This window comes from Bosea sp. 124 (assembly GCF_003046175.1).
Taxonomy (GTDB): Bacteria; Pseudomonadota; Alphaproteobacteria; order Rhizobiales; family Beijerinckiaceae; genus Allobosea.
The window spans coordinates 1,116,621-1,140,761 of record NZ_PZZM01000001.1 but is presented as its reverse complement, the minus strand read 5'-3'; the positions used below and the strand labels follow the sequence as shown (position 1 = coordinate 1,140,761).

Sequence of the window (24,141 nt, the reverse complement as noted above, 5' to 3'; positions counted from 1 at the left end):
CAGGCAGGCCCAATCTTGGATGGATGCCATGAGCACTGCCAATGTTCCGCTCGACGTCGAGTCGGCGATCGATCACCTGATGAACTTTCTCTCGGTCGAGGGCGTCACCGGCGAGGAAGCCGCGATCGCCGCCGCCGTCAGCGAGGCTCTGAAGAAGATCGGCGTGCCGGCCTCGGCGATCCGCTTCGACGACGCCAACAAGCGCATTCCGTTGCCGACCCAGACCGGCAACCTGATCGTCGACCTGCCCGGTACCAAGCCCGGTCCGCGCCTGATGTTCTCGACCCATCTCGACACCGTCCCGCTCTGCGCCGGCGCCAAGCCGAAGCGCGAGGGGGATCGCATCGTCTCCGATGGCACGACGGCGCTCGGCGGCGACGCCCGCACCGGCGTCGCCCTGCTGGTCGTGCTGGCCGAGACGCTGCTCAAGAACAAGCTGCCCCATCCGCCGATCACGCTGCTCTTCACGGTGCGCGAGGAGAGCGGCCTGCATGGCGCCCGCGAGCTCAATCCGGCCGATCTCAACGGCCCGGTGATGTGCATCAATGTCGACGGCCAGCTCGCCTCCGAACTGATCGTCGGTGCGGTCGGGCAGGAGAACTGGGAAGTCGAGATCAAGGGCCGCGCCTCGCATGCCGGCGTCGCGCCGGACAAGGGCATCTCGGCGACGCTCGTCGGCGCGATCGGTCTGGCCGAGGCCAAGACAGCCGGCTGGTTCGGCAAAGTCGTCAAGGGCAAGGAATTCGGCACCAGCAATATCGGCATCTTCGGCGGCAAGGGCGGCAAGCCCGCCGGTGACGCGACCAACGTCGTCACCGACTATGCCTTCCTCAAGGGCGAGGCGCGCAGCCCCGAGCTGAGCTTCGCCACCAAGATCGTCGATGGCTACGAGGCGGCTTTCGCCAAGGCCAAGGCCGCTGTGACCGACCATGAAGGTGATACGGCGGAGGTCACCTTCCGTCGCGCGGCCGCTTACCCGCCCTTCGAACTCGGCCAGGATACCCAAGTGGTGAAGCGCGCCACCAAGGCGCTCGGGCTGCTCGGCATCGAGCCGACCTACCTGTTCTCCAATGGCGGGCTCGATGCCAACTGGCTTGACAAGGCCGGCGTTCCGACGATCACGATCGGGGCGGGCCAGGCCGAAATCCACACGATCAAGGAATTCGTCAAGCTCGACGAATACGAAAAGGGTTGCCGACTTGGCATCCTGATGGCGACGCTCGAAGACTGAAGCCCCCTCGACCGGGGCGAAAGGCGGCCGAACGGCGCCAGACGAGGAGCTGACGAGTGAGTCCCATAGCCTACACCGGCCTCATCATCGCCGTTGCTGTCGTTCTGTTCGTCACGAACAAGGTTCCGGTCGTGCTCGTCGCGATCGGGACGTCGCTGGCGCTCTGGGCGACGGGCGTTCTGACCCTGCCGCAGGCCCTGAGCGGCTTCGGCGATCCGGCGGTCATCTTCATCGCGTCCCTGTTCGTCGTCAGCTCCGGTCTCGAGGTCACGGGCGTCACCGCCTGGGCAGGCCAGCTCCTGATCAAGGGGGCGGGCGAGGAAAGCCGGTCGCGGCTCCTGCTTCTGATGATGGGCCTCGTTGCGCTGCTGGTCGCGCTGATCAGCCTGAACGGGGCTGTCGCGGCCCTGCTGCCGGTGGTCGTCGTCATCGCGGTCCGCCTCAGGCGCAATTCTTCGCAATTGCTCATGCCGCTCGTCTTCGCGGGCCATGCCGGCTCCATGCTCGCTTTGACCGGCACCCCGGTGAACGTGCTGGTGTCGGAGGCCGGCATCGATGCCGGCGTTCAGGGCTTCGGGTTCTTCGAGTTCGCGCTGGCGGGCATCCCGCTGCTCGCCGGGACGATGGCGATCATCGTGCTGTTCGGCGAGAAGCTTCTGCCGCAACGCAACGGCGCGACGATGCCGACCGATTTCAGCCGCCATGCCAAGACGCTGGTCGAGCAGTACGGCCTCGCCAGCGGCGTCTATCAGCTCCGCGTCCGCGTCACCTGTCCCTATGTCGGCCAGCCGGCCTCGGTCATCGATCTTTCGGCCTATCCGGGCCTTCAGTTCGTCGCCCTCCAGGAGGGCGAAAGCGCGGGGCCGCTGCGCCGCGGCACGATCGCCGAGGGCGACCATATCCTCCTGCGCGGCGAGGCCGAGGCCGCGGCCAATTTCGCGGCGGCGCTGCATCTTGCCTTCCGCGATGAGAGCGCCGCTGCCGGTGAGGGCGAGGAGACGCTGTTCAACCGCCGCTCCGGCCTCGCCGAGGTCGTCATCCCTCCGCGTTCGGGCCTGATCGGGCAGAGCGTGTTTCCGGGCATGGTCACGCAGAGCGGCGATCTGATTGTGCTGGCCGTGCAGCGCTCGGGCGCCGAGATCGCGGCCGCCAATGCGACGACGGATGCCGGTGGCATCGTCCTGCAGGCCGGCGACACCATGCTTCTGCAGGGCACCTGGAAGGCGCTCGACACCCATCTCGACGATCCCGACGTGCTTGTCGTCAGCTCGCCTGACCTCGTCCGCCGCCAGGCCGTGCCGATGGGGCCGGGTGCCAAGCAGGCCGTCATCATCCTCTTCGCGATGGTGCTGCTGCTGGCGACCGGCGTCGTGCCCTCTGCCGTGGCAGGGCTGCTGGCGGCCGGCGCGATCATCCTGTGCGGCATCATGACCGTCGAGCAATCCTACCGCGCGATCGGCTGGACCACCGTCATCCTGGTCGGTGCGATGATGCCGCTCTCGACTGCGATGATCGAGACCGGCGCGGCGAAGATGCTGGCCGATCGTCTTGTCACCATGGTGGGCGATGCGGGTCCGATGGCGCTGCTCGCCGGCCTCTTCGTGCTGACGGCGGTGATGGGCCAGCTCATCAGCAACACGGCCACCGCGCTGATCGTCATTCCGATCGGTGTCGCCGCTGCGGCTTCCATGGGTATCTCGCCGCGCCCGGTGCTGATGAGCACGGCGGTTGCGGCTGCGGCCTCCTTCCTGACCCCGATCGCGACCCCGACCAACCTCATGGTGATGGGGCCGGGTGGCTACGCTTTCAGCGACTACTGGAAGCTCGGGCTGCCGCTGCTGATCTGGTTCTTCATCGTCGCGGTCTTCATCGTGCCGCTGATCTGGCGCTTCTGAACGGCGGCCCGACGGCTCGCCCCGTTCCAGGGAAGGAAAACGAAAGATGTGGGTTCGTGCATTCGTCCTCGCCGCCGGGCTGGGCTTGGCGGCCTTGTCGACCGGCGACGCCGCGGCTGCTCCCGTCGGCTCTGCGCCGGGCCTCAGCACCGAGAATGGCGTCGAGCAGGCGCAATGGCATCATCGCCGCCGCTGCTGGTGGGAGACGCGGCGTTTCCGCGACCATCGCGGCCGTTGGCAGACCCGCCGGGTCCAGGTTTGCCGCCGCTGAAGAGTCGGACGGCCAAGCACCTGTTCCGGCCGAAAGGCTGAAATGGTGCGGATAAAGGATTGAACGACACAAGATCGTTCCGCGTCTCGCGGCGCGGGCGGTTTTGCGTTGCGTTTTGTCTCTGTTGTATCAACGCGACGGTTTGGCGTGTTACCGTGCGGCACCCAGTGCAGCCGGTGGCATTATGATTCCAGTCCGTTTCACCACGAACGATCTTCCGATCCGGGAACAGTTCGATGCGTGGCAGGGCTGGTTCGAAGGCGTGTTCAACGTCGCGCTGGCGGAGGGCGAGACCGGCTTCGCTGCCAGCAGCGTCGTCTGGACGCTCGACGAATTCGGCCTCAGCCACGTCAAGGCTCCAGCCCTGACCGCGATGCGAGACACGGCGCTGCTGCGTTCGAACCCGATCGACCATTGGGTGATCACGCTCGGCGGCAGCCGGACGATCGGCTCGGGCGGGGCCGGCGTCACGCTGGATGTGCCGGCCTCCGTGCCCTATGTGGCCTCGCTCGGGCGCGAACTCGTCAGCCAGAGGTCCCATGACGAGCGGTTGCAGCTTTATCTGCCGCGCGACAGCTTCCGCGAACTCGCCCCGCTTCTCGATGCGGCCCAGGCGCAGGCGCTCGACACGCCGCTCGGCCGGTTGCTCGGCGATTATATCGGGCTCCTCGAGCGCAGCTTCGTCGAACTGGCACCCGCCGATATGCCGCGGCTCACCAATGCGGTCCGGGCCATGGTGCTCGCCTGTACGGGGCCATCCTCCGATCGCCTGGACGTCGCCACCAGCCAGATAAACCTGACGCGGCGTGAGAGGGTGCGGCAGTTCATCGACCGCAACCTGCGCGATCCCGGTCTCGACGCCACGCGCCTGTGCTCCGAGGTCGGCATGTCGCGCACGCAGCTCTATCGTCTCTTCCACGACGATGGCGGCGTTGCTCGCTATATCCGCCATCGGCGTCTGCTGCGCGGCTATGCGGACCTCTCCGACGCTTCGAATGGTGCCAGCATCAACGTCATCGCCGATGCCCTCTGCTTCGAGGACGCGTCGAGCTTCAGCCGGGCCTTCAAGCAGGAATTCGGCCTGAACCCCCGCGACGTGCGTGCGGCGGCGGCTGCCGGGCTGACGCTTCGCATCAGGCCCGAGGAACTGCGTTCGGAGACGCCCTCGACCCTGCGGGAGTGCCTGCTGCGGTTCTGAGCAACGCTCCCGCCCCACGAGCATGGCCCGTCCAGGAAGTGGTCGAGGGCATGCCCCGAGCCCCCGAGCCGCGAATCCATCCGGTCGTGGCTTCCGCTCAGGCGGCCCTGTCGGCCGGCGTCGCGGAGGCGCGGGCGATGCACGCCTTGCTGACGCCTCGCAGGGTCGAGGCGGTCTCGTCGGCCTGGGAAGCCTGGCCGGCCATATCGGCGGAATCGGCGTCGGACAGGGCGGCCAGCACGATCGCCACCGACGGCATCCGCCGTCGCAGGCGCTTGACGGCGTAGCGCATATGGGCGCCGCTCGAGCGGCCGAGATAGCACAGGCAGATCAGGACCGGCTCCGCCTGCGCCAGCGCCGCCAGTTTCGCGCTGGACAGCGTATCGGGCGGCAGGACGCGGGCTGGCAGGCCATGCTTGTTCAGGATCTGCGCCAGCATCAGGGCGGCGGCTTCGTCGAGGTCCGACTGGGCGGCGATGCAGACGACGCGGTCCTCGCTTTCGAAGCCGTTGCTAAGCTGCTCGCGGCCCAGCACTGGCAGGTCGGCCGCCCCCTCCCGCTCATCGGTCTCGTCGATGGCCGCTTCCGCTTCGGCATCTCGCGTTGCATCCGCGACGCCGGGCGCCCGGTCCTCGTGATCGGACAGGTCGTCGACGACCTCGCGCACGGTGTCGAGGATGCGCGCCTGGCGCTCCGCATCGAGCACACCGCGCGAAGCATCGGCTGCGGCGAGCCTTAGCCCCTCCAGCGCCACATCGTCGTAATAGGCCGACAGCGAGCGCTCCTTCAGGACCTCCTCGGCCTTGTCGGCGGCCTCGGCCGGATCGCCCGCGAGGATGCGCTGGTAGAAGATTTCCGGGGCGGACAGGGCAGGGCGGTCCCCCAGCAGGACGTCGAGGAATTCGAGGCGCTCGACATGGCGCCCGAGCACGACGAGGCAGACGGTGAGGGGCGTCGCCAGGACCAGGCCGATGGGACCCCACAGCCATGTCCAGAACGTTGCCGCAACCACGATCGCCACCGGCGAGAGGCCGGTCGAGCGCCCATAGACCAGGGGTTCGATGACATGGCCGGCGAGCGGCTCGGCGATGAGGAACAGCGCCGCCGTCCATGCCAGCATGGTCCAGCCGGGATCGACCGCGGCGGCGATGACCATCGGAAAGATCGCCGACAGGATCGCCCCGAGATAGGGGATGAAGCGCAGGATCGCGGCCAGGATCCCCCACAGCAGCGCGCTCGGAACGCCGATCAGCCAGAGCCCGGTGCCGATGGTGATGCCAAAACCGGAATTCAGGAGCAACTGCGTCAGGAACAGCCGGCTCAGCCGCTTGGCCGCATCGTCGAAGGCCGCAGTCGTCTTCTGCAGATCATAGGTGCCGGTCAGCCGGATGAAGCGGTTCCTCAGATCCTCGCGCTTCAGCAGGATGAAGATGACGAAGATCAGGACGATGCCGGTCGTCGTCAGCGGATGGATCAGCGGCGTCAGGAAGGCCCGGAGCGTCTCCATGGCGCCGGGAGCCGGCTGATGCACCTCGACGGGGATCGGGCGGCTTTCCGCTGCCGGTGCCGGCAGATGGGCAGGCGCGGGTTCCTTCGGCCGGTCGAGCTCCTTGCTCAAATCCTGCAGCACATCGGCCGCGCGCGACAACACGCCGGTTCCCGGCCCGGCGCCTTTCAGCGAGGCGATCTTCTCGCGCATCGTGCTCTGATAGGTCGGCAGATCGGCGGCGAGCTGGGTCGCCTGCCCGATCATGGCCATGGCCAGGGCGGCCACGACGGCAAAAGCCAGGACGACGACGCCGATGACCGCGACGGCACGCGGAATCCTGATCTTCTGCAGGAGCTTGACCAGCGGCGCCAGCACGAAGCTGAACAGGATCGCCAGCGCCACCGGCACGAAGACCTCGCGCCCGACATAGAGCGCGGCGATGATCAGCGCGCCGGTCGCGCCATTACCGAGATGGCCGCCGCCGCTGCCATCGGTCATGCCGACCCGCCGGGGGGCCAGCGCATCGGTGGAGCCCGTGGATTGATGGTTTCGTGCCACGTCGCCTGCGCCCGGTTCGAGGGAGGCCGCCGCCGGCTCCTGCGCCTGAACCCGGCAGGGTCAGCTAAGTTCCGCCCCGCTCCGGCGCGGCAGGCCCGACATGCTGCGGGCGCCTGCCCGCCCGACCGTCAGATCGCCCTGAGCGGCGTCACCACCAGCCGGCCGTCCGGAGCGGTCGACAGCGCCGCTTCGACCCCGAAGACAGCGGCCAGCATGGCGCTCCCGATCACCCGCTCCGGCGGTCCGTGGCACAGGAGACGCCCCTCGCGCATCACTGCGATGCTGTCGGCGAAGCGGGCGGCGATGTTGAGGTCGTGCAGGATGACCAGCGTGGTCAGTCGGCGCGCCGTCGTCTGCCGCCGCACGATCTCCATCACCTCCAGCTGGTGCAGGATGTCGAGCGCGCTGATCGGCTCGTCGAGCAGCAGCAGGGCGGGCTCGCAGGCCAGCGCCTGTGCGAGGAAGACGAGCTGCCGCTGGCCGCCGCTGAGCTCCGCGAGATAGCGGGCCGCAAGCGCCGTAAGCCCAAGTTCGGAGAGCACGGCCTCGACCGCTGCCAGGTCGGCCGGGCCGACACGAAGCCCGAGCCGGCCGAGCCGCCCGAGCAGCACGGTCTCGAGAACGGTCAGCGCCGTGCGGCCGCCGATGTCCTGCGGCATGTAGCCGATGCGGTCGGGCTTGCGTGGCCCGTTGCCAAAGCCGACCGTTCCGCTGTGCCGGACCAGGCCCGCGACGGCCTTCACCAGCGAGGACTTGCCCGAGCCGTTGGGGCCGATGACGGCCAGGACCTCTCCCGGCTCGGCTGCAAGATCGACGCCGGCGACGGCCGTCGTCGTGCCATAACGGACGCAGAGACCCTCGATCGTGACCCTCACCAGAAAGCCCTCCGGTTGCGCAAGATCAGCCAGACGAAGAACGGCACGCCGATCAGCGAGGTGACGATGCCGATCGGCACGATGGCGCCGGGCAGCACCGTCTTGCTGGCGATCGAGGCAAGCGAGAGCAGCAGCGCCCCGTAGAGCGCCGAGGCCGGCAGGAAGCTGCGCTGGTCCTCGCCGACGAGCATCCGGGCGACATGCGGCGCGACCAGCCCGACGAAGCCGATCGTGCCGACGAAGGCGACTGCGACCCCGGTCAGGCCCGAGATCAGCGCAAAGCAGCGCAGCCGCAGGCGCCGGACGTCGACGCCGAGCCCGCGCGCCCGCTCGTCGCCGAGCTTCAGCGCCGTCAGCCGCCAGGCGTCCGCGAGCAGGGGCGGGATGCAGGCGATCAGCACCGCCGTGACGATCCAGAGCTTGCTCCAGCTCGCCTTCTGCAACGAGCCGAAGAGCCAGAACACGATCTGCTGCAAGGCCTCCGGCGAGGCGATGAACTGGAGCAGCGCCAGCAGCGCCTGGAACAGGAAGAGCAGCGCGATGCCGGCGAGAACCAGCATCTCGGGCGCTGATTCGCGCGCCTGCCCGATGCCGTAGACACCGGCGCAGGCGATCCCCGCGAACAGGAAGGCCATCATCGGAATGGCCCAGGCCTCGGGCACGGGCAGCGCGACGCCCAGCACGATGACCAGCGCCGCGCCGAACCCCGCCCCGGCCGAAACCCCGAGCGTATAGCTCGACGCCAGCGGGTTGTTCAGGATCGTCTGCATGATCGCGCCCGACAGGCCCAGCGCCGCGCCGACCACGAGGGCGATCAGCGCGACCGGCAGCCGGATCGACCAGACGATCGCATCGACCGTGCGATCCTGTGCCAGCCCGAAGACCGAGCGCGCCACGGCGAAGACCGGCAGGAAGGCCGGGCCCGTCGCGACGTCGAGAATGAGGCTGACTGCAAGAGCGGCGAGCCCAGCCGCGAGCGCGAGCCTGCGTCGCCTGGCGAGCCGCCGATAGGTCGCGGTAACGATTCCGGAGCCGGTCATGGCTTGAGCGGCAGCATCCAGGTGCCGCTGTAGCCGACAGGCAGGTATTTCGCGTGATAGGCCTTGAAGGAGGCCACCGGGTCGACGTCGGCGAAGGCCTCCGGATAGAGTCGCTTGCCGATATATTGCATCGCCACGAAGTCATAGAGCGTGCGGGCGAGCCCGTGCTCGATGGCGTTGATGTCGCCCGACCGGATCGCCTTGAGATCGGCCCAGCCGGCGCGTTCGGCGTATGGCTTCAGGCTGGCGCGGGTCTCGGCTTCCGGGATGTCGTAGCCGGTGCGCACCGCCCTCGGCCTGCCCACCCAGGAGGACGAGGCCATCAGGATCAGATCGGGGTTCTCGGCGATGACGGCCTCGCCGTTGAGCGGCCCCCAGGGGCCGGGGATCTTGCCGGTGGCGATGTTGTCGGCGCCCAGCGTGGTGATGATCTTGCCCCACATCGTGCCGTTATAGGTGTTGCCGACGGTGTCGGCGCCGGCCTGGCCGAGCTCGACATAGACCTTCTTCGGCCTGACGCCGGCGGCCTTGGCCTTCGCGACACGGGCGAGGACGTCGTTGTATTGCTGCTCGTAGAGCCCGGCGAGTTCCTCCGCGCGAGCCTCCCGGCCCATGACCTTGCCGAGCGCCCGCGTCGAGGCGAGGTGACGCTCGAGGAGCTGGGCGTTGTAGTCGATGATCACGATCGGGATGCCGGCGCCTTCGATCTGGCCGACTTGCGTCGCCAGCGCCCTGTAGGCCCATTCCGACAGCAGCAGCACGTCGGGCTTCAGGCCGATGATCTTTTCGGCGCTGAAGCTGCCATCGTCGGTATGGCCGATATCGGGCATGCTGGCGAGGTTCGGGATCACCGCCTTGTAGCGGTCGAAGATCACCGGCCGCCAACCCTCCCAGGGCGCGCGCGAGATGCCGACGACCTTGCTCCAGCCCTCGACGCCGGCGACGGCAGTGAACTCCTCGAAGTTGAAGTTCACCGCGACGCGCTTCACCGGCAGTTCGACCGTGACTATGCGCCCGAGCGCGTCGGTGACGTCGGTCGGCGCGGCGAGCGCCATGGACGGACTGGCCAGAAGGGCGAAGGCCGGGAGCAAGGACAGGAGCAGGGACAGGAGAGGGCGGCGCATGGTGGTCTCCGGAAAGGGATGCGGGAGGGCTGTCGGTCTGGATCGGCTTCGGAGCGCGGAGGCGACGCCCTCCGGACTGCATCGCGGTCGCACGGCCGGGCGAGGCATCGGCCGGTCGACGATGCAGCGCGACGCGAGGCGCGTCGGCGGATGACGAGGCAAGGCGAGAAATCCGCGCTGCGGCACGAACCGCGTGATCGCAGGCGATCAGCGCAGGGCCGGCCGGGTTCCGAATGACGCAAGGACGCCGCTGCACCCCGCAGGGCGCCGGGCGGTCAGGTCAGGCTGCGGAGGGAGGTGCGCGCGGGTTCGCCGGCGACCGGCCGGCGACATAGCCATGCGGGGCGTCGAGATACCGGGCAAACGCGATCAGGTCGATGGCGCGATGGACGACGGGAAGAAAGCCGGCCGCTGCAGGAGGCACGCCGCTGCCGGAGGAGGCGCAACCCGGCACGCAGCAGGTCATCTGGTCATGGCCGGCCGCGCCATTATCGGACGACGATCCGGCCGGCATGTCGCCAGGTGCGCAGAGCGTCATCGCGAGCGAGCGGTCGAGCGTCATGCCCGCCGCATGGGCGCCGGAGGCGAGCCCGGCGAACACCGCCTGGAGCACGAGCAGATAGGCCGCGGCGATGGCGACCCAACGGTTCGATGCTCTGCTGCGACGCCAAGCGGACAAAGGCGGCCTCCTTTCCTCTTCGATAGCACCGAATGCGGCGCGATCAAGAGACAACGACGGGAGCCGAAAGGCCGGCTGGCCTTGCCTGTCGTGTCGGCGCCGGATGGGCCGGTCGGATGAACCGCGACGTCGCGCGTTCAGCCAAAACGATGTTGCCGATGGGCCGGTCTGCTTCCGGGCGGTGTGCTTCACAGAAGCGTGAGCCTGGAATTTCGACGGAATAGATCACCACCGCGCACATCTCACTCCTGCAACCATGGAGCAGGATATGTCGAGCAGACGTGCCAATGACCCCAGCCGCCGAGCCATGATCCAGGCGACCGCCGCCATCGTCGCCCTCGGTTCGACCGCGGCGCGCGCGCAGACGCCCGCTGTGCCGTCGGGGCCGCGCGCGGGCGACCGCGTTTTCATCACCAACGAAGACTCCAACACCCTGAGCGTCATCGATCCGATGTCGGACGAGGTGTTGTCGACCGTCAACCTGACCAGCTTCGACGAGGATCAGCGACCTCCCTTCCGCTTTGTGACGGGCAATGTCACCCCGACCCATGGCGAGATGATCCAGAAGCCGCTTTACCATGGTGCGATCTCGATCCATGGCTGCGTCCCCTCGCCGGACTCGCGTATTTTTGCGACGGCCGGACGCGGCACGAGCAACCTCTATCTCGTCGATGCGGTGACGCTGAAGGTCATCGGCAACCAGCCGAACCTGCAGTCGGGCCCGACGACGACCGCAGAGTCCCTGACGTCCGGCATCCTGGTCGGCCGCGAGCCGCACGAGCCCACCTTCACCCGGAACGGCAAGGAGATCTGGATCGCCCTCCGCGGCGAGAACAGGCTCGCGGTGATCGATGTCCAGCGCGCCATGGCCGAGTCGGCGGGCGAAGTTCCGCGCGGCACCGCGATCCGCCGTTTCATTCCCGTCCTGGCCGGCCCGGCGATGGTCTGGTTTTCGGCCGGTGGCGAGACCGCTTTCGTGATCTCGCAGAAGATGTCGCGCATCGACGTGCTCAACGTCAAATATGACGCGCAGGGCTTTTCCACGACGGAACGCAAGACGACGATCGACACCTCGGCGCAGGATCGCTTCGGCTTCGCGCCGTTCCTGAAGATGAGTCCCGATGGGGGTGAGTTCTGGATGTCGCAGAAGCTCGCCGATGGCCTCTCGGTCTATGACGCGGGCGCGGAGCACAAGCTCCTCGATCATCTGGCGCTCGGCGATCGGGCGCGCCCCAACCATGTCGAGTTCGTGCGCAACGGGCGCGGCAATGTCGTCTACGCCACCTTCGCCCGGGTCGACGATGACGGGCCGGAGGGGCGGGCCGCCAGCCGGATCGCCATCATCGACAGGTCCGCGCCTCCCGGCCACCGTCGCGTCGTCGGCCATTTCTTCAGCCATGGTCGCGAGGCGCACGGAATCTGGACCGACCCGTCCAACACGAAGCTCTACGTCGCCCATGAACTGGACGAGTTGCCCAATTCGCCCAATGCCGGGCAGACGATCTGCAGCGTGTTCGATGTCAGCGAGCCGCTGCGCCCGCGCTTCTTGAAGCAGATTCCGCTTGGCACCCTCGATCTGCCGTCTGGCAAGCTGCGCAACAAGAAGTCGATCAATCTCGTCTATGTGCGCCCCGGCGCACGCAGTGCGACGGCGTGAGAGGAGTTCGGACGATGCGTTTCTCACCAAAGGCATTGGTGTCGCGGATCATGGACGGGCCGGTGCCTGCCCAGCACACCGGACAGGCTGCCCATCATGACCACGGCCGGCACGGAGCCCCTCCCGGGGCGGCGCGCGGCCCGGCAGGCCCAACTTCCGCTGGCGTCCGCCCTCCTGCCACGCTGAACTACGACGGCTTCGTCCAGGAAATGCACGTCGGCATGGAGACGATGATGCAGGACATGCACGCCGACCCGCCATCCGGCAATCCCGACATCGATTTCCTCGCCATGATGGTCCCGCACCATTGGGGCGCGGTCGAGATGGCGCGGCTCGTGCTGCGCGATGGGCGCGACCCGCTCGTCCGGGAGATCGCACAGACCATCCTGGCCGGGCAGCAGACCGAAATGCAGGGCATGCGCGGCCGCCTCGAAGCGCTCAGGAACGGCGTGGAGGACTATCCCTCCCTCACCGGCAACCGGGGGCCGTGATCATGCTCGGGAGCGTGTCCGACCTCGATATCGAAGCCCAGATTCCGGCTCTGAGGCGGTTTGCACGCTCCCTTGCGCGGAACGTCGACGACGCGGACGAACTGGTCCAGGATACGCTGCTGCAGGCGTTGTCGCGCTGGCGGCAATTGCGAAAGCCCGGTAGCGTCAGGGCCTGGCTGTTCCAGATCTTGTTCAACCTGCATCGGACGAGCGCGCGCAGCCGACAGCGTGATCGCGCGCGCTTTGTCGATGAGGATGGACCCGACCGGCCCGACCCCTCGGGCGACCAGACCCAGGCAATCCATCTCGACGATGCGCTCATGGCGCTGTCACGGCTGCCGCCGGACCAGCGCATCGCCCTCCAGCTGGTCGCGGTGGAAGACTTGACCTACGAGGAGGTCGCCAGGGTGACCGAAGTCCCGATCGGAACCGTGATGTCGCGCCTGAGCCGCGCCCGCGAGCGGCTGCGCGCCGAACTCGAGGGTAGCAACGTCACCACGTTCAGGAGACTGAAGTGATGTCCCGTGCAGGTCCCATCGGCGACGATGACATCCAGGCTTATATCGACGGCCGCCTCGAACCCGACCGGCAGCGTGAGGTGGAAGCCTTCCTCGCATCGGAGCCTGAACTGAAAGGCCGCGCCGAGCAGTACCGGGTAGACACCCGAGCCTTGCGGGCGGCTGCCCAGCGTCGCCCCCCGGAACCAATTCCCGCATCCTCGCGGCTGTCCGAGATCCGGAAGCGGCGCGCGGTTCTGACGCGCTCGCGCTATCGGCAACTGGCCGCCGGCTTCTGCCTGTTTGCCGTCGGTGGCGTCGCTGGCGCGGTGCTGTTCCGGCAGGAGCCCGTCCGGGTAGCGGCGCGACCACAGATGACCGATGCCGTGGTGGCGTTTCGCGCCTTCGCAGGGGAGGCTGGACAGGCGGTCGAGTTTCCGGCGGCCCAGGCCGCGGTTCTGAGGCAGATGATCTCGCAGCATCTCCGGCACGAAATCGCCGTGCCGGACCTCTCGGGCATCGGCCTGGCCTTCCGCGGCGGGCGGCTTCTCACCAGCGACGAGGGGCCGGGCGGCATGTTCGTCTACGTCGATCCGACGGGCGAGCGGATCGCGGTTTATGTCAAGACGCTGGCCAGTGCGCGCGAAGCGGCTCTGAGCTCGCGGCAGGACGGTGATGTCACCGCCTATTTCTGGTTCACCGGCGAACTGGGCTATGCGGTTCTGGGATCATCGGCGTCCCCTTACGTGCAGCGCACCGCTCAACGGCTTTTTGGCCGTTGAGCCAGGGCTGCTGAGAGCCCCGTCGACTCCTGCGGGCTCGGAGCAAGGCGCCCCTACGCCCCACAGCCCGTGCGGCTGCGGCAAGCCATACCCGCTCCGCTCCGCCGTCGGCTGAACGCCTCAGCTCATCAGGGGCGATACTGGGCGCCGACCGGGGGGCAGCATTGCGTGCCGTTTGGCACTCGGGCGCTGCGCCGGGACCCGAGAGCGAGCCAATGCCGCGCGACCTCGGTCGCGACCTTGGCATGAAGTCGCTTGGCTTCAGCCCGGTCCTTGACGCTCAGGGATCGAATCACTTCGCCCTTGCCGACGAGAGCGCGCAGAACCGCCGGCATGGTCTTGCGGAACTGTTGGACGTCAGCTTAGGGGTGTCCGCGCGGACGCGACATCAAAAGAACCATCTGGCCCACCCGGTTGTATCACTCGGGCTCGGTCAAGCCATTGATGCCAGATAAGGCTCTGACAAACCACCACTCTGGTAGCTGAGTGGTGCCCAGGAGAGGACTCGAACCTCCATCGTGGGCTGCTAGGCATTGAAATTAAACGCGTTTTATGATGTCCGCAGTGGGTGGGTGTCAAAGCGAAGTGGTAATGCCGAACGTCAGCAATTGATAGCACAGACGGGCTCGAAATCCAGTTCCAAGAAGTCACCCGGATGCGCTAATGTCGGTCTCAAATGGAAGGGCTACGCGTGCTTGGCCGGGCTGCCGAGCGTCGCATGTTCTAGGCAGACCGCGTCGGCGATCCTGGGGATTCGCGTGCTCCCGCTATGTCAAAGCAAGCCGCGAAGCGTGATGCGCGTGAGCTCCGATGGCCGACCCAATCTGAGCGCAAATCCTGGCCACAGCGCGGTGCCGTTGCTGACGTAAAGCGTCATCCCACCAACTTCATAACGCCCTCGCACAAACCCGCCATTACCGTTGGCGACGAGCCGGTCCAGCCCGAAGGTCATCCCCCCATGCGTGTGTCCCGATAGCTGGAGCACGACGCCGCGCACGGCAGCCTGTTTGGCGCCCCTCGGCTGATGATCGAGCAGGATAACCGGGGCATCGTTCGGCGCACCAGCCAGTGCCGATGCGAGATCGGGGCCGGGATGTCCATGCGAACGGGCCGAAACATCCGTGACGCCGGCAAGCACGATTCCCGCGTGACCACGCTTCAGAACGACATGTGCGTTCTCGAGCATGTGTATCCCCATGCCCGCGAGATGGCGCATCCACGCCGCGTAGTCGAAGAAGTATTCGTGGTTGCCTGGGATAGCGTAGACGCCGTCTGGCGCACGCAGATCGCGCAAGGGCTCGACGTCGGCAGTACGCATCGCCAGCGAGCCGTCGATGAAGTCCCCGGTCACGACGATGAGGTCGACGGCGGACGCGTTTGCTCGATCGACCACGTGCCTTGCCCAGTTTTCTGGAAACAGGCGGCTGATGTGCAAATCCGTCAATTGAAGCAGCAGATATCCCTCGAACTCGGGCGGCAGGTTGCGGATAGCAACCTCGATGTCCTTGACGGGTGGCACACGTAGAGCGCTGGCAACGCCGAAGGCAGCGACAAGCGCGGCCAAGCCAGCGATCGCATAACGAACGACGTCCGGTACGGCGACTATGCTCAGCCGCGCCACCATGGTCGTCAGCGTGCCGAGGTCGAGCAGGAACTGCAGAACGGCGAGCAGCGCGATGGTGCCAAAAGCCCAGTTGAACAGAATGACGACGGGTCGAGGAAACTCGGGCGCAAAAACCGAGCCCGACGAAAGCCGGCTCCAGTAGTGATACTGCGACACGAAGATCAGCAGCAGCGCGATTGGGCCCGCTCCCCACCATGGCAGCGATAACGGCCAGAGCCAGCGAGCGAGGACAAATAGGCTTGGAGTTGCAAGGATCAGGTGGAAGATGAACAATCTCCATCTTTTCCGTGCTGCCTCTTGAACGCTGCGACGGCGGCCGACGCCAGGTCGCTAATCGATTTCGAGCGATCCGACATGAGCCGCACCACGATGCCGCCGAGCTTGGCTCGATCGGCCCGTTCGTCGATGTAGTGGCCCCCATCCCAGATCACTTGCCAGGCTCTCGCCTGGATCGCCTCGGCAACGAGGAGTTCCTGCGAATTCAAGACGCCGGGAAAGCGGAAGTTCGGCATGTGTGTGGTCTCGGTTGCGTGGCGGCGAAATGGGGATCCGCATTTCAGCCGCAAGACCCATCCCTGAGCATCCGAGTGAAACGCGCTCGCGTGATCGCTAGGGAGCGGCAATTTTTTTTTAGGCTAAATTCGCCCAGCGTCGGCCAGCATGTGATCCAAAGAATCATTGTTAAGGTGTGACAGCCTGCCAATCGCCCGGGATTGACGTGGACGATCGTCTCAACAAGCCGATCCGCGTGCCGCTGAACCCGGCACAACCTCGGATGGTTACGGCGCTTCTGCGCGAGGAGCGGGCGTTGGGTTGCGCGCGATAGGTCCTACTGGTTGCGGGGGACCGCTATTGGAGAGAGGGTTTCCTGAGGAAACTGCTGCGGTCTGACGACTTGACGCGGACCCACGCCTCGCGACCATCGCGCACTATCCTGATAGGAACGTCTGATCCAGCCGGGCCCGTGGCCCACAATTTTCGGTAGAAGTCGGCGAGATCTTCAACTTCACCGTCCTGGACGTCCGATATGACGTCCCCGGGACGTATTCCCGCCTTCGCCGCCGGCCCGCCTTCCGCCACGCTCATAACGACGACTTTGCCGTCATTCTCGGCCGCGAACGCGCCGAGCCAAGGGCGAGGTGGCTTCGCGACGCTGCCTTCGCGCAGTAGGTCGTTCAGGATGGGAGACAACAGATCGATCGGAACGATCATGTTGACGTCGGAGACATCCTCGCCCTGGGCCACCTGGAGAAACAGCGAGCCGATGCCGAGAAGTTTGCCGTCCGCTCCGATGAGCGCTGCGCCGCCCCAGGACGGATGAGCCGGAGCGACGAAGATCGCCCTCTCCAGCAGATACTCCCAGTAGCCGGCAAATTCCTGTCGCGCGACAATGTTGGCCCGCACAGCTTGGCCGGCACCGTCGGCGAGAACGACGGCATCACCAACTTCGGCCCCGTTCGCATCGCCGAACTCCACGGCGGGCAGGCCGAGCCCGCCAAGCGCTTGCACCAGCCCGAAGCCGGTTTCTTGATCATATGCGAGGGCGTGAGCAGGGACGACGCGGCCGCTTTGGGTCGTCAGCCAGACTTCTTCGGCTTCGGTGATGAGGTAGCCAATGGTCACGACGAGCCCGTCATCCCGGATGACCACGCCGCTGCCCTCCCTCCGTGTACCCAACGCGGACGCCGTGAATGCGTCATCGGGAACGGTGGAGCGGACTGCAACGATCGACTTCAATGCCTGGGAAACGTCCATGGCTTACTCCTGAAGCGACTGCTTGAATGGAAGGGTCGGTAGGAACCTTTTCGTTCAGGTATGGCTTACCTCGGCCGTGGCAAGGCCCATGCCGGTCGCGTTGTAACCCTAGGCGAGCCGCGAGGCAGAGGCGCTACGAGGAAGGTGCCACAGCGCACCCGAACGTTATGACGCCATGAACTAATGGCAGCCGTCAGGGTTGTGCCGGGATGGGCATCACGATCATCGACGAACTTGACCTCATTCTCCGGCTTCTCGCAGGCATGGCTGTAGGCGTTGTCGTCGGCTGGGAGCGAACGCTCAAGCAACAAAGCGCTGGGATCCGGACGTTTGGCCTCGTTGGGCTTGGAACGGCAACTGCTGCTGCAATCTTCACAGGTGATGGGGAAGCTGATGCGGCGAGCCGCGTGGTCCAGGGCGTCCTAACCGGCATCGGCTTCCTGGGCGCTGGCGTCATCACGCTATCCAGGGCCCAACAAACTCCGCGAGGGCTGACCACGGCAGCGGCGATCTGGGTTACGGCCGCATTGGGGTGCGCGGCCGGGCGGGGCGACTGGCCGATCGTCCTGACTGGGACGGCGCTCGCAGTGCTGCTTCTGGCGATTGATCATTCGGTCGAGCGATGGGCCGGGCGCCGGGCCGGGAAGCCGCCGTCCACGACAGCGCGCCACGACAGCCCTTGAGCGTCGCCGCGATGGGCTGTTCGGGCACACCTGCTGTTCGCACGGTCGAGACTTCGTGTTTTGGCTGCGGATGACTGGCTATGGATCAATGGCGTCACTGATGCGTTCGGATTGGACAGCACGAAAGGAGACGACATGACCTGGGAAACCCCGACGATCGAGGACATCGCCTGCGGCATGGAGGTGACGGCCTATGCGCCGGCCAGCGAGGGCGACGACCTCCATGCGGTGCCGGTGGCAACTTCGACCGACGCCGACAGCTGAGCAATATGCGGGCCGTCGTTCTCGGTTCTGCCGCGGGCGGCGGCTTTCCTCAATGGAACTGTGGCTGCGCCAACTGTCGGCTCGCCTGGGCGCGCGATCCGCGGGCGGTATGGCGAACACAGTCCTCGCTGGCGTTCGTGGGTCCGGATGGGTGCGTGCTGGTCAACGCTTCGCCGGATATTGGCCAGCAACTGCGCGCGACGCCGGATTTGTGGCCGAGGTCGGAACGAAATTCGCCGATTTCGACCGTCGTTCTGACGAGTGCCGAGATCGATCACGTCGCCGGACTTCTGTCGCTTCGAGAACGCCATGCCCTCGATATCCTGGCTCTCGCACCGGTCCGCGCTGCGATCAGGGACAACCCGATGCTACAGCCTCTCAGCGCGAACTGGGTTGCCGCTGAGGCGGAGATGCCGATCCCGGCGCATGCTGGATTCGAGTTGACGCTGTTTCCGGTTCCCGGAAAGGCACCGCTGTATCTCGAAGCGGACGAGCCGATCACGGACAGTGAGACCGGCGAGACGAGTGGCCTTGCTATGGAGGGTCCGAACGCCTCGCTCGTGTACATTCCCGGTTGCGCTGTGCTGAACCAGGCGGTTCGCCAGCGGGCAGAGCGCGCCCATATCGTGCTCTTTGACGGGACGTTGTTCGACGACGAGGAGATGCGACGTGGCGGGCTCGGCCCTAAGACCGGGCGCCGCATGGGGCACATGCCGATGACCGGGCCGGGCGGCTCGCTCGACTGGCTGGCGGAGCTGCCGGCGTCGCGCAAGATCTACACCCATATCAACAACACCAATCCCGTCCTGATCGAGGGCTCGCGCGAGCGCAGGCTCGTCGAGAGCGCCGGGGTCGAGATCGCCCATGATGGGCTGGAGATCTCGCTGTGAGCCTGCTTTCGCCCGAGGCGTTTCTCGCCCGCCTGCGCGCGGTCGGCGCGGCGCGCTATCATGACCGGCATCCGTTTCATCAGCGGCTACATTCAGGCGCCTGCAGCAAAGGCGAGGTCCAGGCCTGGGCGCTCAATCGCTATGCCTACCAAGCGGCGATCCCGCGCAAGGATGCCAGCCTCATCGCGCGGCTCGACGACGTCGCTTTGCGGCGCGCCTGGCGCCAGCGTCTCGTCGACCATGACGGCGCGGCGGATGGAGAGGGCGGCATAGAGCGCTGGCTGCGGCTCTGCGAAAGCCTCGGCTTCGAGCGGCAGGATGTCATCGCCTACAAAGGCGTTTTGCCGGCGACACGCTTTGCTGTCGGCGCCTATCTGGATTTCGTGCGCGCGCGACCGCTGCTCGAAGCCGTTGCCTCGTCCCTGACCGAATTGTTCTCGCCGCAGGTGATCAAGGCGCGCGTCGCCGGCATGCTCGCACACTACGATTTCGTCAGCGAAGACAGTCTGAGCTATTTCACGGCGCGGCCTGAGCAGGCCTCACGCGATGTCGAGAGCGCCCTGGCCTATGTCATCGCCAATGCGAGGACGCCGGCCGATCAGGATGCCGTCATCGCCGCGCTGGAATTCAAATGCGATGTGCTGTGGGCGATGCTCGATGCGCTCGACCATGCCTATGGCGAGACCGGCCATGTCCCGCCCGGCGCCTTCGAGCCAGCGCGATGATCGGACTCGACACACGTCCGAAGCTCGCACGCGGCGTCCGCGTCCAGGCGGACCGCGTCCGCGGCGGCTTCAACCTGCTGGCGCCCGAGCATGTGCTGCGCGTCAACACCTCCTCGGCAGCGATCCTGAACCTCTGCGACGGGCAGCGCAGTCTACGCGAGATCGTTGATCGCCTCGCGGAGGAGTACCAGGTCGATCGCGGCAGGATCGAGCGCGAGACGAACGCGCTGCTTCAGGACCTCATCGCCCGGCGGATGGTCGAGACATGAGTGCGCCGGCCCCTTTCGCGCTGCTGGCAGAGCTGACGCATCGCTGCCCGCTGGCCTGCCCGTATTGCTCAAATCCGCTCGAGCTCGACCGCAAGGCTGACGAACTGGCTACAGCCGACTGGATTCGCGTCTTCGAACAGGCGGCGGAGATCGGCATCCTGCAACTGCATCTGTCCGGCGGCGAGCCAGCAACGCGGCCGGACCTCGTCGAACTGGTCGCGGCAGCCGCCCGGTCCGGCCTCTACACGAACCTGATCACCTCCGGCATCGGTCTCGATCAGTCGCGGCTGACGGCGCTGGCGGTGGCCGGGCTCGACCATCTCCAACTCTCGATCCAGGATATGCTGAGGGACAACGCCGACCGGATCGCGGGACTGCGCGGCTCGCATGAGCGCAAGCGCGCCTTTGCCGCGCAGGTCGTCGCCGCGGGCCTTCCGTTGACAGTCAATGCCGTCCTGCATCGCGGCAACCTGGCGCGTATGGCGGCGATGGTCGAGGAGGCGATCGCGCTGCGCGCGCGCCGGATAGAGCTCGCCCACGCGCAGTATTACGGCTGGGCCACGCTCAACCGCGAGGCGCTGATGCCCGACGTGGCGGAGGCAGTCGCATGCCGAGATGAGGTTGCCAGCCTGCGCGAGCGGACGGCCGGCCAGATCACCATCGACTATGTCCCTTCCGATCATTTCGCGCGCTATCCCAAGCCCTGCATGAATGGCTGGGGCCGGCAGTCGATCAACGTCACGCCGCGCGGGCTGGTGCTGCCCTGCCATGCCGCGCAGTCGATCCCGGGCCTGTCGTTCTGGAGCGTGCAGGACCATTCGCTTGCGGAAATCTGGCAGGAGTCTCCGGCCTTCGCGGCTTTCCGCGGCACGGACTGGATGCGCGAGCCTTGCCGGAGCTGCGAGCGGCGCGACGTCGATTTCGGCGGCTGCCGTTGTCAAGCGATGGCGCTGACCGGCGATGCCCGTAACACCGATCCGGTCTGCGTGCTGTCGCCTTTCCATGACCGCGTCAAAGAGCTGACCACGGCGGAGCGCACCGAGACCTATGTCATGCGGGCGCGTCCGGCAAACGTGACCGCTCCGAAGCCGCCGGCCCCCGAGCCGGATCAACTCTAAGGATAGACGAGATGCATAGTACGCTTCTGGCGGAAAATGATGGCAAACGTGTCTTCGCGCTGGTTCTGGACGCCGGCGAGGAGGCCTTCGCCTGCATCAGCCGGTTCGCCAACGAGCAGGCGATATCAACGGCCTCGATCACCGCGATCGGCGCTTTCGAGCGCGCGACCGTCGGCTTCTTCGATTTCGAAACGAAATCCTATGACCAGATCCCCGTGGTGGAGCAGTCCGAGGTGCTGAGCCTGATCGGCGACATCGCCGAAGGGGACGACGGCAAGGCCAGCCTGCATGTCCATGCCGTTCTGGGCCTACGGGACGGCAGCACTAAGGGGGGCCATCTGATGAAAGGGACCGTGCGGCCGACGCTGGAGGTAATCGTGACCGAAATGCCGGGCCATCTGCGCCGACGCAAGGTCGAGGCGCTTGGCATCGCCCTGCTCAAACCGCGTTGACGGCGATGGACCCCGTTTCGATCATCGGTTTCTTGGCGGCAGCCTGCTCGGTGACGAGCTTCGTACCGCAGGCCTTCAGGATCCTGCGGACACGCGACACCTCGTCCCTGTCGCCGCCGATGTATGCGCTGACGACTACCGGCTTCCTGCTTTGGACGGCCTATGGGATCGGGCAGGGACAATGGCCGCTGATCCTGACCAATGCGATCTGCTTCGTGCTCGCAGCCTTCATCCTGATGATGACGCTGCTGTCGTCGCGAAAGAAGAAGGTGGTCGCCGAGGCGCTCGATCCGACGGACTGAGCCTGATGTCCGCTGGGAGAAGGCTGCGTCACGAGAGCTAAGCCCGGCGCTCATGGTCGCGATCAAGGCGATCGGCACCCCACATGGTCAGCCGTGCCATCGGTCGCTGCAGAGGTACATCGGCCGCAATCAGCATCAGGCCGAGCGAGAGCATCCACAATCCGAGGAAAGGCAGGATTGCGAAGATCCCCCCGAAGGTGAGGGCGACGCCGGCGGGCAGCCCGACCCAGCGCGGCCCGGCGTGTCTCAGCCCGCGCAACCATGAGGCCACCCGGGGCTGCAGCTCGCACTCAAGCCGCTTGAACGCGAAGCGCAAAGCTCTGAAATCAGCGGTCATGTGCAGCCATGCTCAAACGTCGTCGAGTCACTCAGGACTTCGAGACGTGCTCGGGCTTACCCTTCCGCTTGGTCGAGGCGAGCTCGTCGAGTTCTTTCTCCGTCATCGATTTTTCCATCGATTTGGATGCACCCTTGAGCTCGGACTTTTTGATTTCGCCGCGCTTTGCGGCCAAGGCGGCGCCCGCCGCCTTTTGCTGTGCTGCTGATTTTGCCGGCATTTCCTTTGTCCTCCTAAGAATGGTGCTGTCGGGGTCTCTGCCTTGTCCGACCGACCAAGGCCGAGACCGAGCTATCGGGGCATCGAACAGGCGGCCGTCAGTCGACCGCCGACCATTGCTGGCGCGCCTCCTCGGCCGAGACGACCAGCACGATCTTGTCGCCGATGTCGGCAATCAGGTCCGAACTCAGATAATGATGCGATCCGCCTGAGCCGACATGGGTGCTGTCCGATCCCACGACCTCGAGACCCTCTCTGATTTTCTGAACATCCAGCATTGCGTCACTCCTGATCATCGCCCCGCCTAGGCAACCTGATCGGGCGGCACGGGTTCCGGCCGGCGTGATACGGGCGTTGCAATTTCAGGGCTGGTAATTTGCCTAGACGCGGGTTACGTCAATGTTCTTTTTTCGTTCTCAGGAACTAACATGACGCGTCGATCGGGCAGCGCCGATCTGCCCTTGCACCACGGGCGCGTTCCGGCTTGGCTCGGGCAACGCATGACCCGGCTTGGCGCGGTGATCTGCGAGGCGATCATCCATCACTACGGGCGGGACGAGCTGCTGCGGCGCCTCGCACATCCGTTCTGGTTCCAGTCGTTCGGCGCGGTGATGGGGATGGACTGGCATTCCTCCGGCATCACCACCAGTGTCATCGGGGCGCTCAAGCGCGGGTTGGCACCCCTGTCTGGTGAACTCGGCCTGCATGTCTGTGGCGGACGCGGCAGTCATTCGCGACAGACGCCGATGGAGCTTGAGCGCATCGGCGCCAAAGTGGGTTTCGACGGGCTGGTGCTGGCTAAGGCCAGCAGGCTTGTTGCGAAGGTCGACAGCGCCGCGGTGCAGGACGGCTTCGATCTCTATCTGCACGCCTTCATCGTCGCAGATGACGGCCGATGGGTCGTGGTGCAGCAGGGCATGAACGGCGATGGTGGCCTTGCCCGGCGCTATCACTGGCAGTCAGAAGGGCTTGGCAGCTTCGTCGATGCGCCTCATGCAGCTATCGAAGGACAGAACCAGGGCAGGATTATCAACCTGACAGATGCGCGCGCCGGCTCGTCTCGCGACGGCCAGGTCGAGATGCTCCGCGGCCTCGGGCCGGACGCGATCGTCAGGGAGTTTACTGCACTGGAACGCGACCGGGCGCCGCCGGCGTTGTCGCCTGCCCAGCTTGCTCTGCCGCATCTGGTGATGCCGGCGCATCACGATGTCAGGCCGAAGGACGTGATTGCGCGCCGTCTTCATGGCGCGCTGGCGGCAGCTGCGGACAGTGGACCGACGGATTTCTCTGAATTGCTGCTCGTCCCCGGCGTCGGAGCCCGGACGGTGCGGTCGCTCGCGATGGTGGCCGAGGTGGTGCACGGCGCGCCGTGCCGTTTTGCCGATCCCGCACGATTTTCGCTCGCGCATGGCGGCAAGGACCGGCAGCCCTTTGCCGTGCCAACCAAGGTTTATGACCAGACGATCGCGGTGCTGAGATCCGCCGTCGATCGGGCGAAGATCGGGCAGGACGATCGGCTCGCCGCCATTGCGAGGCTCGATCGCGAGAGCCGGAGGCTCGAGCGTGGGGCGACCGGCCCGACGCTGGACGAATATGTTGAGGAGGAACGCAGTCGCTCGGCGGAGTATGGGGGGCGGAGCATTTTCGGCTGGGAGCAGCAGGAGCCCGAAGGAGCCTCTCGCCCGAGTGCGAAAGCGCAGCGCGGGTGACGACGGG

The 24,141-nt window shown here is 66.3% G+C and carries 30 protein-coding genes; 18 read left to right on the top strand and 12 right to left on the bottom strand.

Going from position 1 to position 24,141, the window contains the following annotated elements; all coding sequences use genetic code 11:
* Nucleotides 1-19: 19 nt before the first annotated feature.
* The 4 genes from C8D03_RS05475 (at nt 20) to C8D03_RS05460 (ending at nt 4,595) form a co-directional block, all read left to right on the top strand.
* Nucleotides 20-1,231 (top strand): M20/M25/M40 family metallo-hydrolase, encoded by a 1,212-nt coding sequence (locus C8D03_RS05475; RefSeq protein WP_108045355.1) that lies wholly within the window; start codon nt 20-22, stop codon nt 1,229-1,231.
* A gap of 56 nt (nt 1,232-1,287) precedes the next feature.
* Entirely contained in the window at nt 1,288-3,126 is a 1,839-nt protein-coding gene (locus C8D03_RS05470; protein WP_108045354.1) for an SLC13 family permease, read from the top strand.
* Nucleotides 3,127-3,172: 46 nt separating this feature from the next.
* The gene (locus tag C8D03_RS05465; RefSeq protein ID WP_108045353.1) at nt 3,173-3,397 is read left to right on the top strand and encodes a hypothetical protein; all 225 of its coding nucleotides are present in this window, start codon (nt 3,173-3,175) and stop codon (nt 3,395-3,397) included.
* A 184-nt stretch (nt 3,398-3,581) separates the two neighbouring features.
* Complete coding sequence (locus C8D03_RS05460) at nt 3,582-4,595, top strand: helix-turn-helix domain-containing protein (RefSeq protein ID WP_108045352.1); 1,014 nt, start codon at nt 3,582-3,584, stop codon at nt 4,593-4,595.
* 97 nt (nt 4,596-4,692) lie between these two features.
* On the opposite strand, the gene C8D03_RS05455 is transcribed toward C8D03_RS05460, so the two are convergent.
* The 5 genes from C8D03_RS05455 to C8D03_RS05435 form a co-directional block, all read right to left on the bottom strand.
* On the bottom strand, nt 4,693-6,582 hold the full coding sequence (locus C8D03_RS05455) for an AI-2E family transporter (RefSeq protein ID WP_108045351.1): 1,890 nt from the start codon (nt 6,580-6,582) through the stop codon (nt 4,693-4,695).
* 188 nt (nt 6,583-6,770) lie between these two features.
* Nucleotides 6,771-7,517: an ABC transporter ATP-binding protein gene (locus C8D03_RS05450; protein WP_108045350.1), complete on the bottom strand. Its 747-nt coding sequence runs from the start codon at nt 7,515-7,517 to the stop codon at nt 6,771-6,773.
* The gene (locus C8D03_RS05445) at nt 7,514-8,557 is read right to left on the bottom strand and encodes a FecCD family ABC transporter permease (protein ID WP_108045349.1); all 1,044 of its coding nucleotides are present in this window, start codon (nt 8,555-8,557) and stop codon (nt 7,514-7,516) included. The genes C8D03_RS05450 and C8D03_RS05445 overlap by 4 nt, the downstream gene beginning before the upstream one ends.
* The gene (locus C8D03_RS05440) at nt 8,554-9,681 is read right to left on the bottom strand and encodes an ABC transporter substrate-binding protein (protein WP_108045348.1); all 1,128 of its coding nucleotides are present in this window, start codon (nt 9,679-9,681) and stop codon (nt 8,554-8,556) included. Before C8D03_RS05440 ends, C8D03_RS05445 begins: the two co-directional genes overlap by 4 nt.
* A 280-nt stretch (nt 9,682-9,961) precedes the next feature.
* A complete protein-coding gene (locus C8D03_RS05435; protein WP_108045347.1) occupies nt 9,962-10,360 on the bottom strand; it encodes a hypothetical protein in 399 nt (132 codons plus the stop codon).
* A gap of 268 nt (nt 10,361-10,628) precedes the next feature.
* On the opposite strand from C8D03_RS05435, the gene C8D03_RS05430 reads away from it, so the two are divergent.
* The 4 genes from C8D03_RS05430 to C8D03_RS05415 are packed head-to-tail and all read left to right on the top strand — an operon-like array spanning nt 10,629 to nt 13,787.
* Nucleotides 10,629-12,017 (top strand): YncE family protein, encoded by a 1,389-nt coding sequence (locus tag C8D03_RS05430; protein ID WP_146170096.1) that lies wholly within the window; start codon nt 10,629-10,631, stop codon nt 12,015-12,017.
* A gap of 14 nt (nt 12,018-12,031) precedes the next feature.
* On the top strand, nt 12,032-12,508 hold the full coding sequence (locus C8D03_RS26605) for a DUF305 domain-containing protein (RefSeq protein ID WP_210203892.1): 477 nt from the start codon (nt 12,032-12,034) through the stop codon (nt 12,506-12,508).
* Nucleotides 12,509-12,522: 14 nt separating this feature from the next.
* A complete protein-coding gene (locus tag C8D03_RS05420; RefSeq protein WP_348981689.1) occupies nt 12,523-13,026 on the top strand; it encodes an RNA polymerase sigma factor in 504 nt (167 codons plus the stop codon).
* Entirely contained in the window at nt 13,026-13,787 is a 762-nt protein-coding gene (locus C8D03_RS05415) for an anti-sigma factor family protein (protein WP_108045343.1), read from the top strand. Before C8D03_RS05420 ends, C8D03_RS05415 begins: the two co-directional genes overlap by 1 nt.
* A gap of 128 nt (nt 13,788-13,915) precedes the next feature.
* Here the strand turns inward: C8D03_RS05415 and C8D03_RS27110 are convergent, their stop codons facing one another.
* Nucleotides 13,916-14,083, bottom strand: a complete 168-nt coding sequence (locus C8D03_RS27110; RefSeq protein WP_465246465.1) for a hypothetical protein — start codon at nt 14,081-14,083, stop codon at nt 13,916-13,918.
* On the opposite strand from C8D03_RS27110, the gene C8D03_RS26600 reads away from it, so the two are divergent.
* Nucleotides 14,003-14,242 carry a hypothetical protein gene (locus C8D03_RS26600; RefSeq protein ID WP_146170095.1) on the top strand — a complete coding sequence of 80 codons (240 nt, stop codon included), beginning with the start codon at nt 14,003-14,005 and terminating at the stop codon, nt 14,240-14,242. The genes C8D03_RS27110 and C8D03_RS26600 overlap by 81 nt on opposite strands.
* Nucleotides 14,243-14,559: 317 nt before the next feature.
* Here the strand turns inward: C8D03_RS26600 and C8D03_RS05410 are convergent, their stop codons facing one another.
* The 3 genes from C8D03_RS05410 to C8D03_RS05400 all read right to left on the bottom strand — a co-directional run bounded on the left by C8D03_RS05410 (nt 14,560) and on the right by C8D03_RS05400 (nt 17,166).
* Nucleotides 14,560-15,678: a metallophosphoesterase gene (locus tag C8D03_RS05410; RefSeq protein WP_108051238.1), complete on the bottom strand. Its 1,119-nt coding sequence runs from the start codon at nt 15,676-15,678 to the stop codon at nt 14,560-14,562.
* Nucleotides 15,666-15,923 (bottom strand): hypothetical protein, encoded by a 258-nt coding sequence (locus C8D03_RS05405; RefSeq protein ID WP_108045342.1) that lies wholly within the window; start codon nt 15,921-15,923, stop codon nt 15,666-15,668. Before C8D03_RS05405 ends, C8D03_RS05410 begins: the two co-directional genes overlap by 13 nt.
* A gap of 337 nt (nt 15,924-16,260) precedes the next feature.
* Nucleotides 16,261-17,166 (bottom strand): S1C family serine protease, encoded by a 906-nt coding sequence (locus tag C8D03_RS05400; protein ID WP_108045341.1) that lies wholly within the window; start codon nt 17,164-17,166, stop codon nt 16,261-16,263.
* Between the two features lie 209 nt (nt 17,167-17,375).
* Between C8D03_RS05400 and C8D03_RS05395 the strand changes: the two genes are divergently transcribed.
* The 8 genes from C8D03_RS05395 to C8D03_RS05360 all read left to right on the top strand — a co-directional run bounded on the left by C8D03_RS05395 (nt 17,376) and on the right by C8D03_RS05360 (nt 21,869).
* Nucleotides 17,376-17,849: an MgtC/SapB family protein gene (locus C8D03_RS05395; protein WP_248308360.1), complete on the top strand. Its 474-nt coding sequence runs from the start codon at nt 17,376-17,378 to the stop codon at nt 17,847-17,849.
* 135 nt (nt 17,850-17,984) lie between these two features.
* Nucleotides 17,985-18,113 (top strand): pyrroloquinoline quinone precursor peptide PqqA, encoded by a 129-nt coding sequence (gene pqqA / locus C8D03_RS05390; RefSeq protein WP_108045340.1) that lies wholly within the window; start codon nt 17,985-17,987, stop codon nt 18,111-18,113.
* A 5-nt stretch (nt 18,114-18,118) separates the two neighbouring features.
* Nucleotides 18,119-19,003, top strand: coding sequence for a pyrroloquinoline quinone biosynthesis protein PqqB (gene pqqB / locus C8D03_RS05385; protein ID WP_108045339.1), 885 nt, complete (start codon nt 18,119-18,121; stop codon nt 19,001-19,003).
* Nucleotides 19,000-19,728, top strand: a complete 729-nt coding sequence (pqqC, locus tag C8D03_RS05380; RefSeq protein ID WP_108045338.1) for a pyrroloquinoline-quinone synthase PqqC — start codon at nt 19,000-19,002, stop codon at nt 19,726-19,728. The genes pqqB and pqqC overlap by 4 nt, the downstream gene beginning before the upstream one ends.
* A complete protein-coding gene (pqqD, locus tag C8D03_RS05375; RefSeq protein ID WP_108045337.1) occupies nt 19,725-19,997 on the top strand; it encodes a pyrroloquinoline quinone biosynthesis peptide chaperone PqqD in 273 nt (90 codons plus the stop codon). The genes pqqC and pqqD overlap by 4 nt, the downstream gene beginning before the upstream one ends.
* A complete protein-coding gene (pqqE, locus tag C8D03_RS05370) occupies nt 19,994-21,115 on the top strand; it encodes a pyrroloquinoline quinone biosynthesis protein PqqE (RefSeq protein WP_108045336.1) in 1,122 nt (373 codons plus the stop codon). The genes pqqD and pqqE overlap by 4 nt, the downstream gene beginning before the upstream one ends.
* 11 nt (nt 21,116-21,126) lie before the next feature.
* Nucleotides 21,127-21,567 (top strand): PPC domain-containing DNA-binding protein, encoded by a 441-nt coding sequence (locus tag C8D03_RS05365; protein WP_108045335.1) that lies wholly within the window; start codon nt 21,127-21,129, stop codon nt 21,565-21,567.
* A gap of 5 nt (nt 21,568-21,572) precedes the next feature.
* A complete protein-coding gene (locus tag C8D03_RS05360; RefSeq protein WP_108045334.1) occupies nt 21,573-21,869 on the top strand; it encodes a SemiSWEET family sugar transporter in 297 nt (98 codons plus the stop codon).
* Between the two features lie 37 nt (nt 21,870-21,906).
* On the opposite strand, the gene C8D03_RS05355 is transcribed toward C8D03_RS05360, so the two are convergent.
* The 3 genes from C8D03_RS05355 to C8D03_RS05345 all read right to left on the bottom strand — a co-directional run bounded on the left by C8D03_RS05355 (nt 21,907) and on the right by C8D03_RS05345 (nt 22,703).
* Nucleotides 21,907-22,206: a hypothetical protein gene (locus C8D03_RS05355; RefSeq protein ID WP_108045333.1), complete on the bottom strand. Its 300-nt coding sequence runs from the start codon at nt 22,204-22,206 to the stop codon at nt 21,907-21,909.
* 31 nt (nt 22,207-22,237) lie between these two features.
* Nucleotides 22,238-22,426 (bottom strand): DUF3008 family protein, encoded by a 189-nt coding sequence (locus C8D03_RS05350; RefSeq protein ID WP_108045332.1) that lies wholly within the window; start codon nt 22,424-22,426, stop codon nt 22,238-22,240.
* 97 nt (nt 22,427-22,523) lie between these two features.
* Complete coding sequence (locus C8D03_RS05345; protein WP_108045331.1) at nt 22,524-22,703, bottom strand: hypothetical protein; 180 nt, start codon at nt 22,701-22,703, stop codon at nt 22,524-22,526.
* 150 nt (nt 22,704-22,853) lie between these two features.
* On the opposite strand from C8D03_RS05345, the gene C8D03_RS05340 reads away from it, so the two are divergent.
* Nucleotides 22,854-24,134 carry a DUF763 domain-containing protein gene (locus C8D03_RS05340; RefSeq protein WP_108045330.1) on the top strand — a complete coding sequence of 427 codons (1,281 nt, stop codon included), beginning with the start codon at nt 22,854-22,856 and terminating at the stop codon, nt 24,132-24,134.
* Nucleotides 24,135-24,141 lie beyond the last annotated feature (7 nt).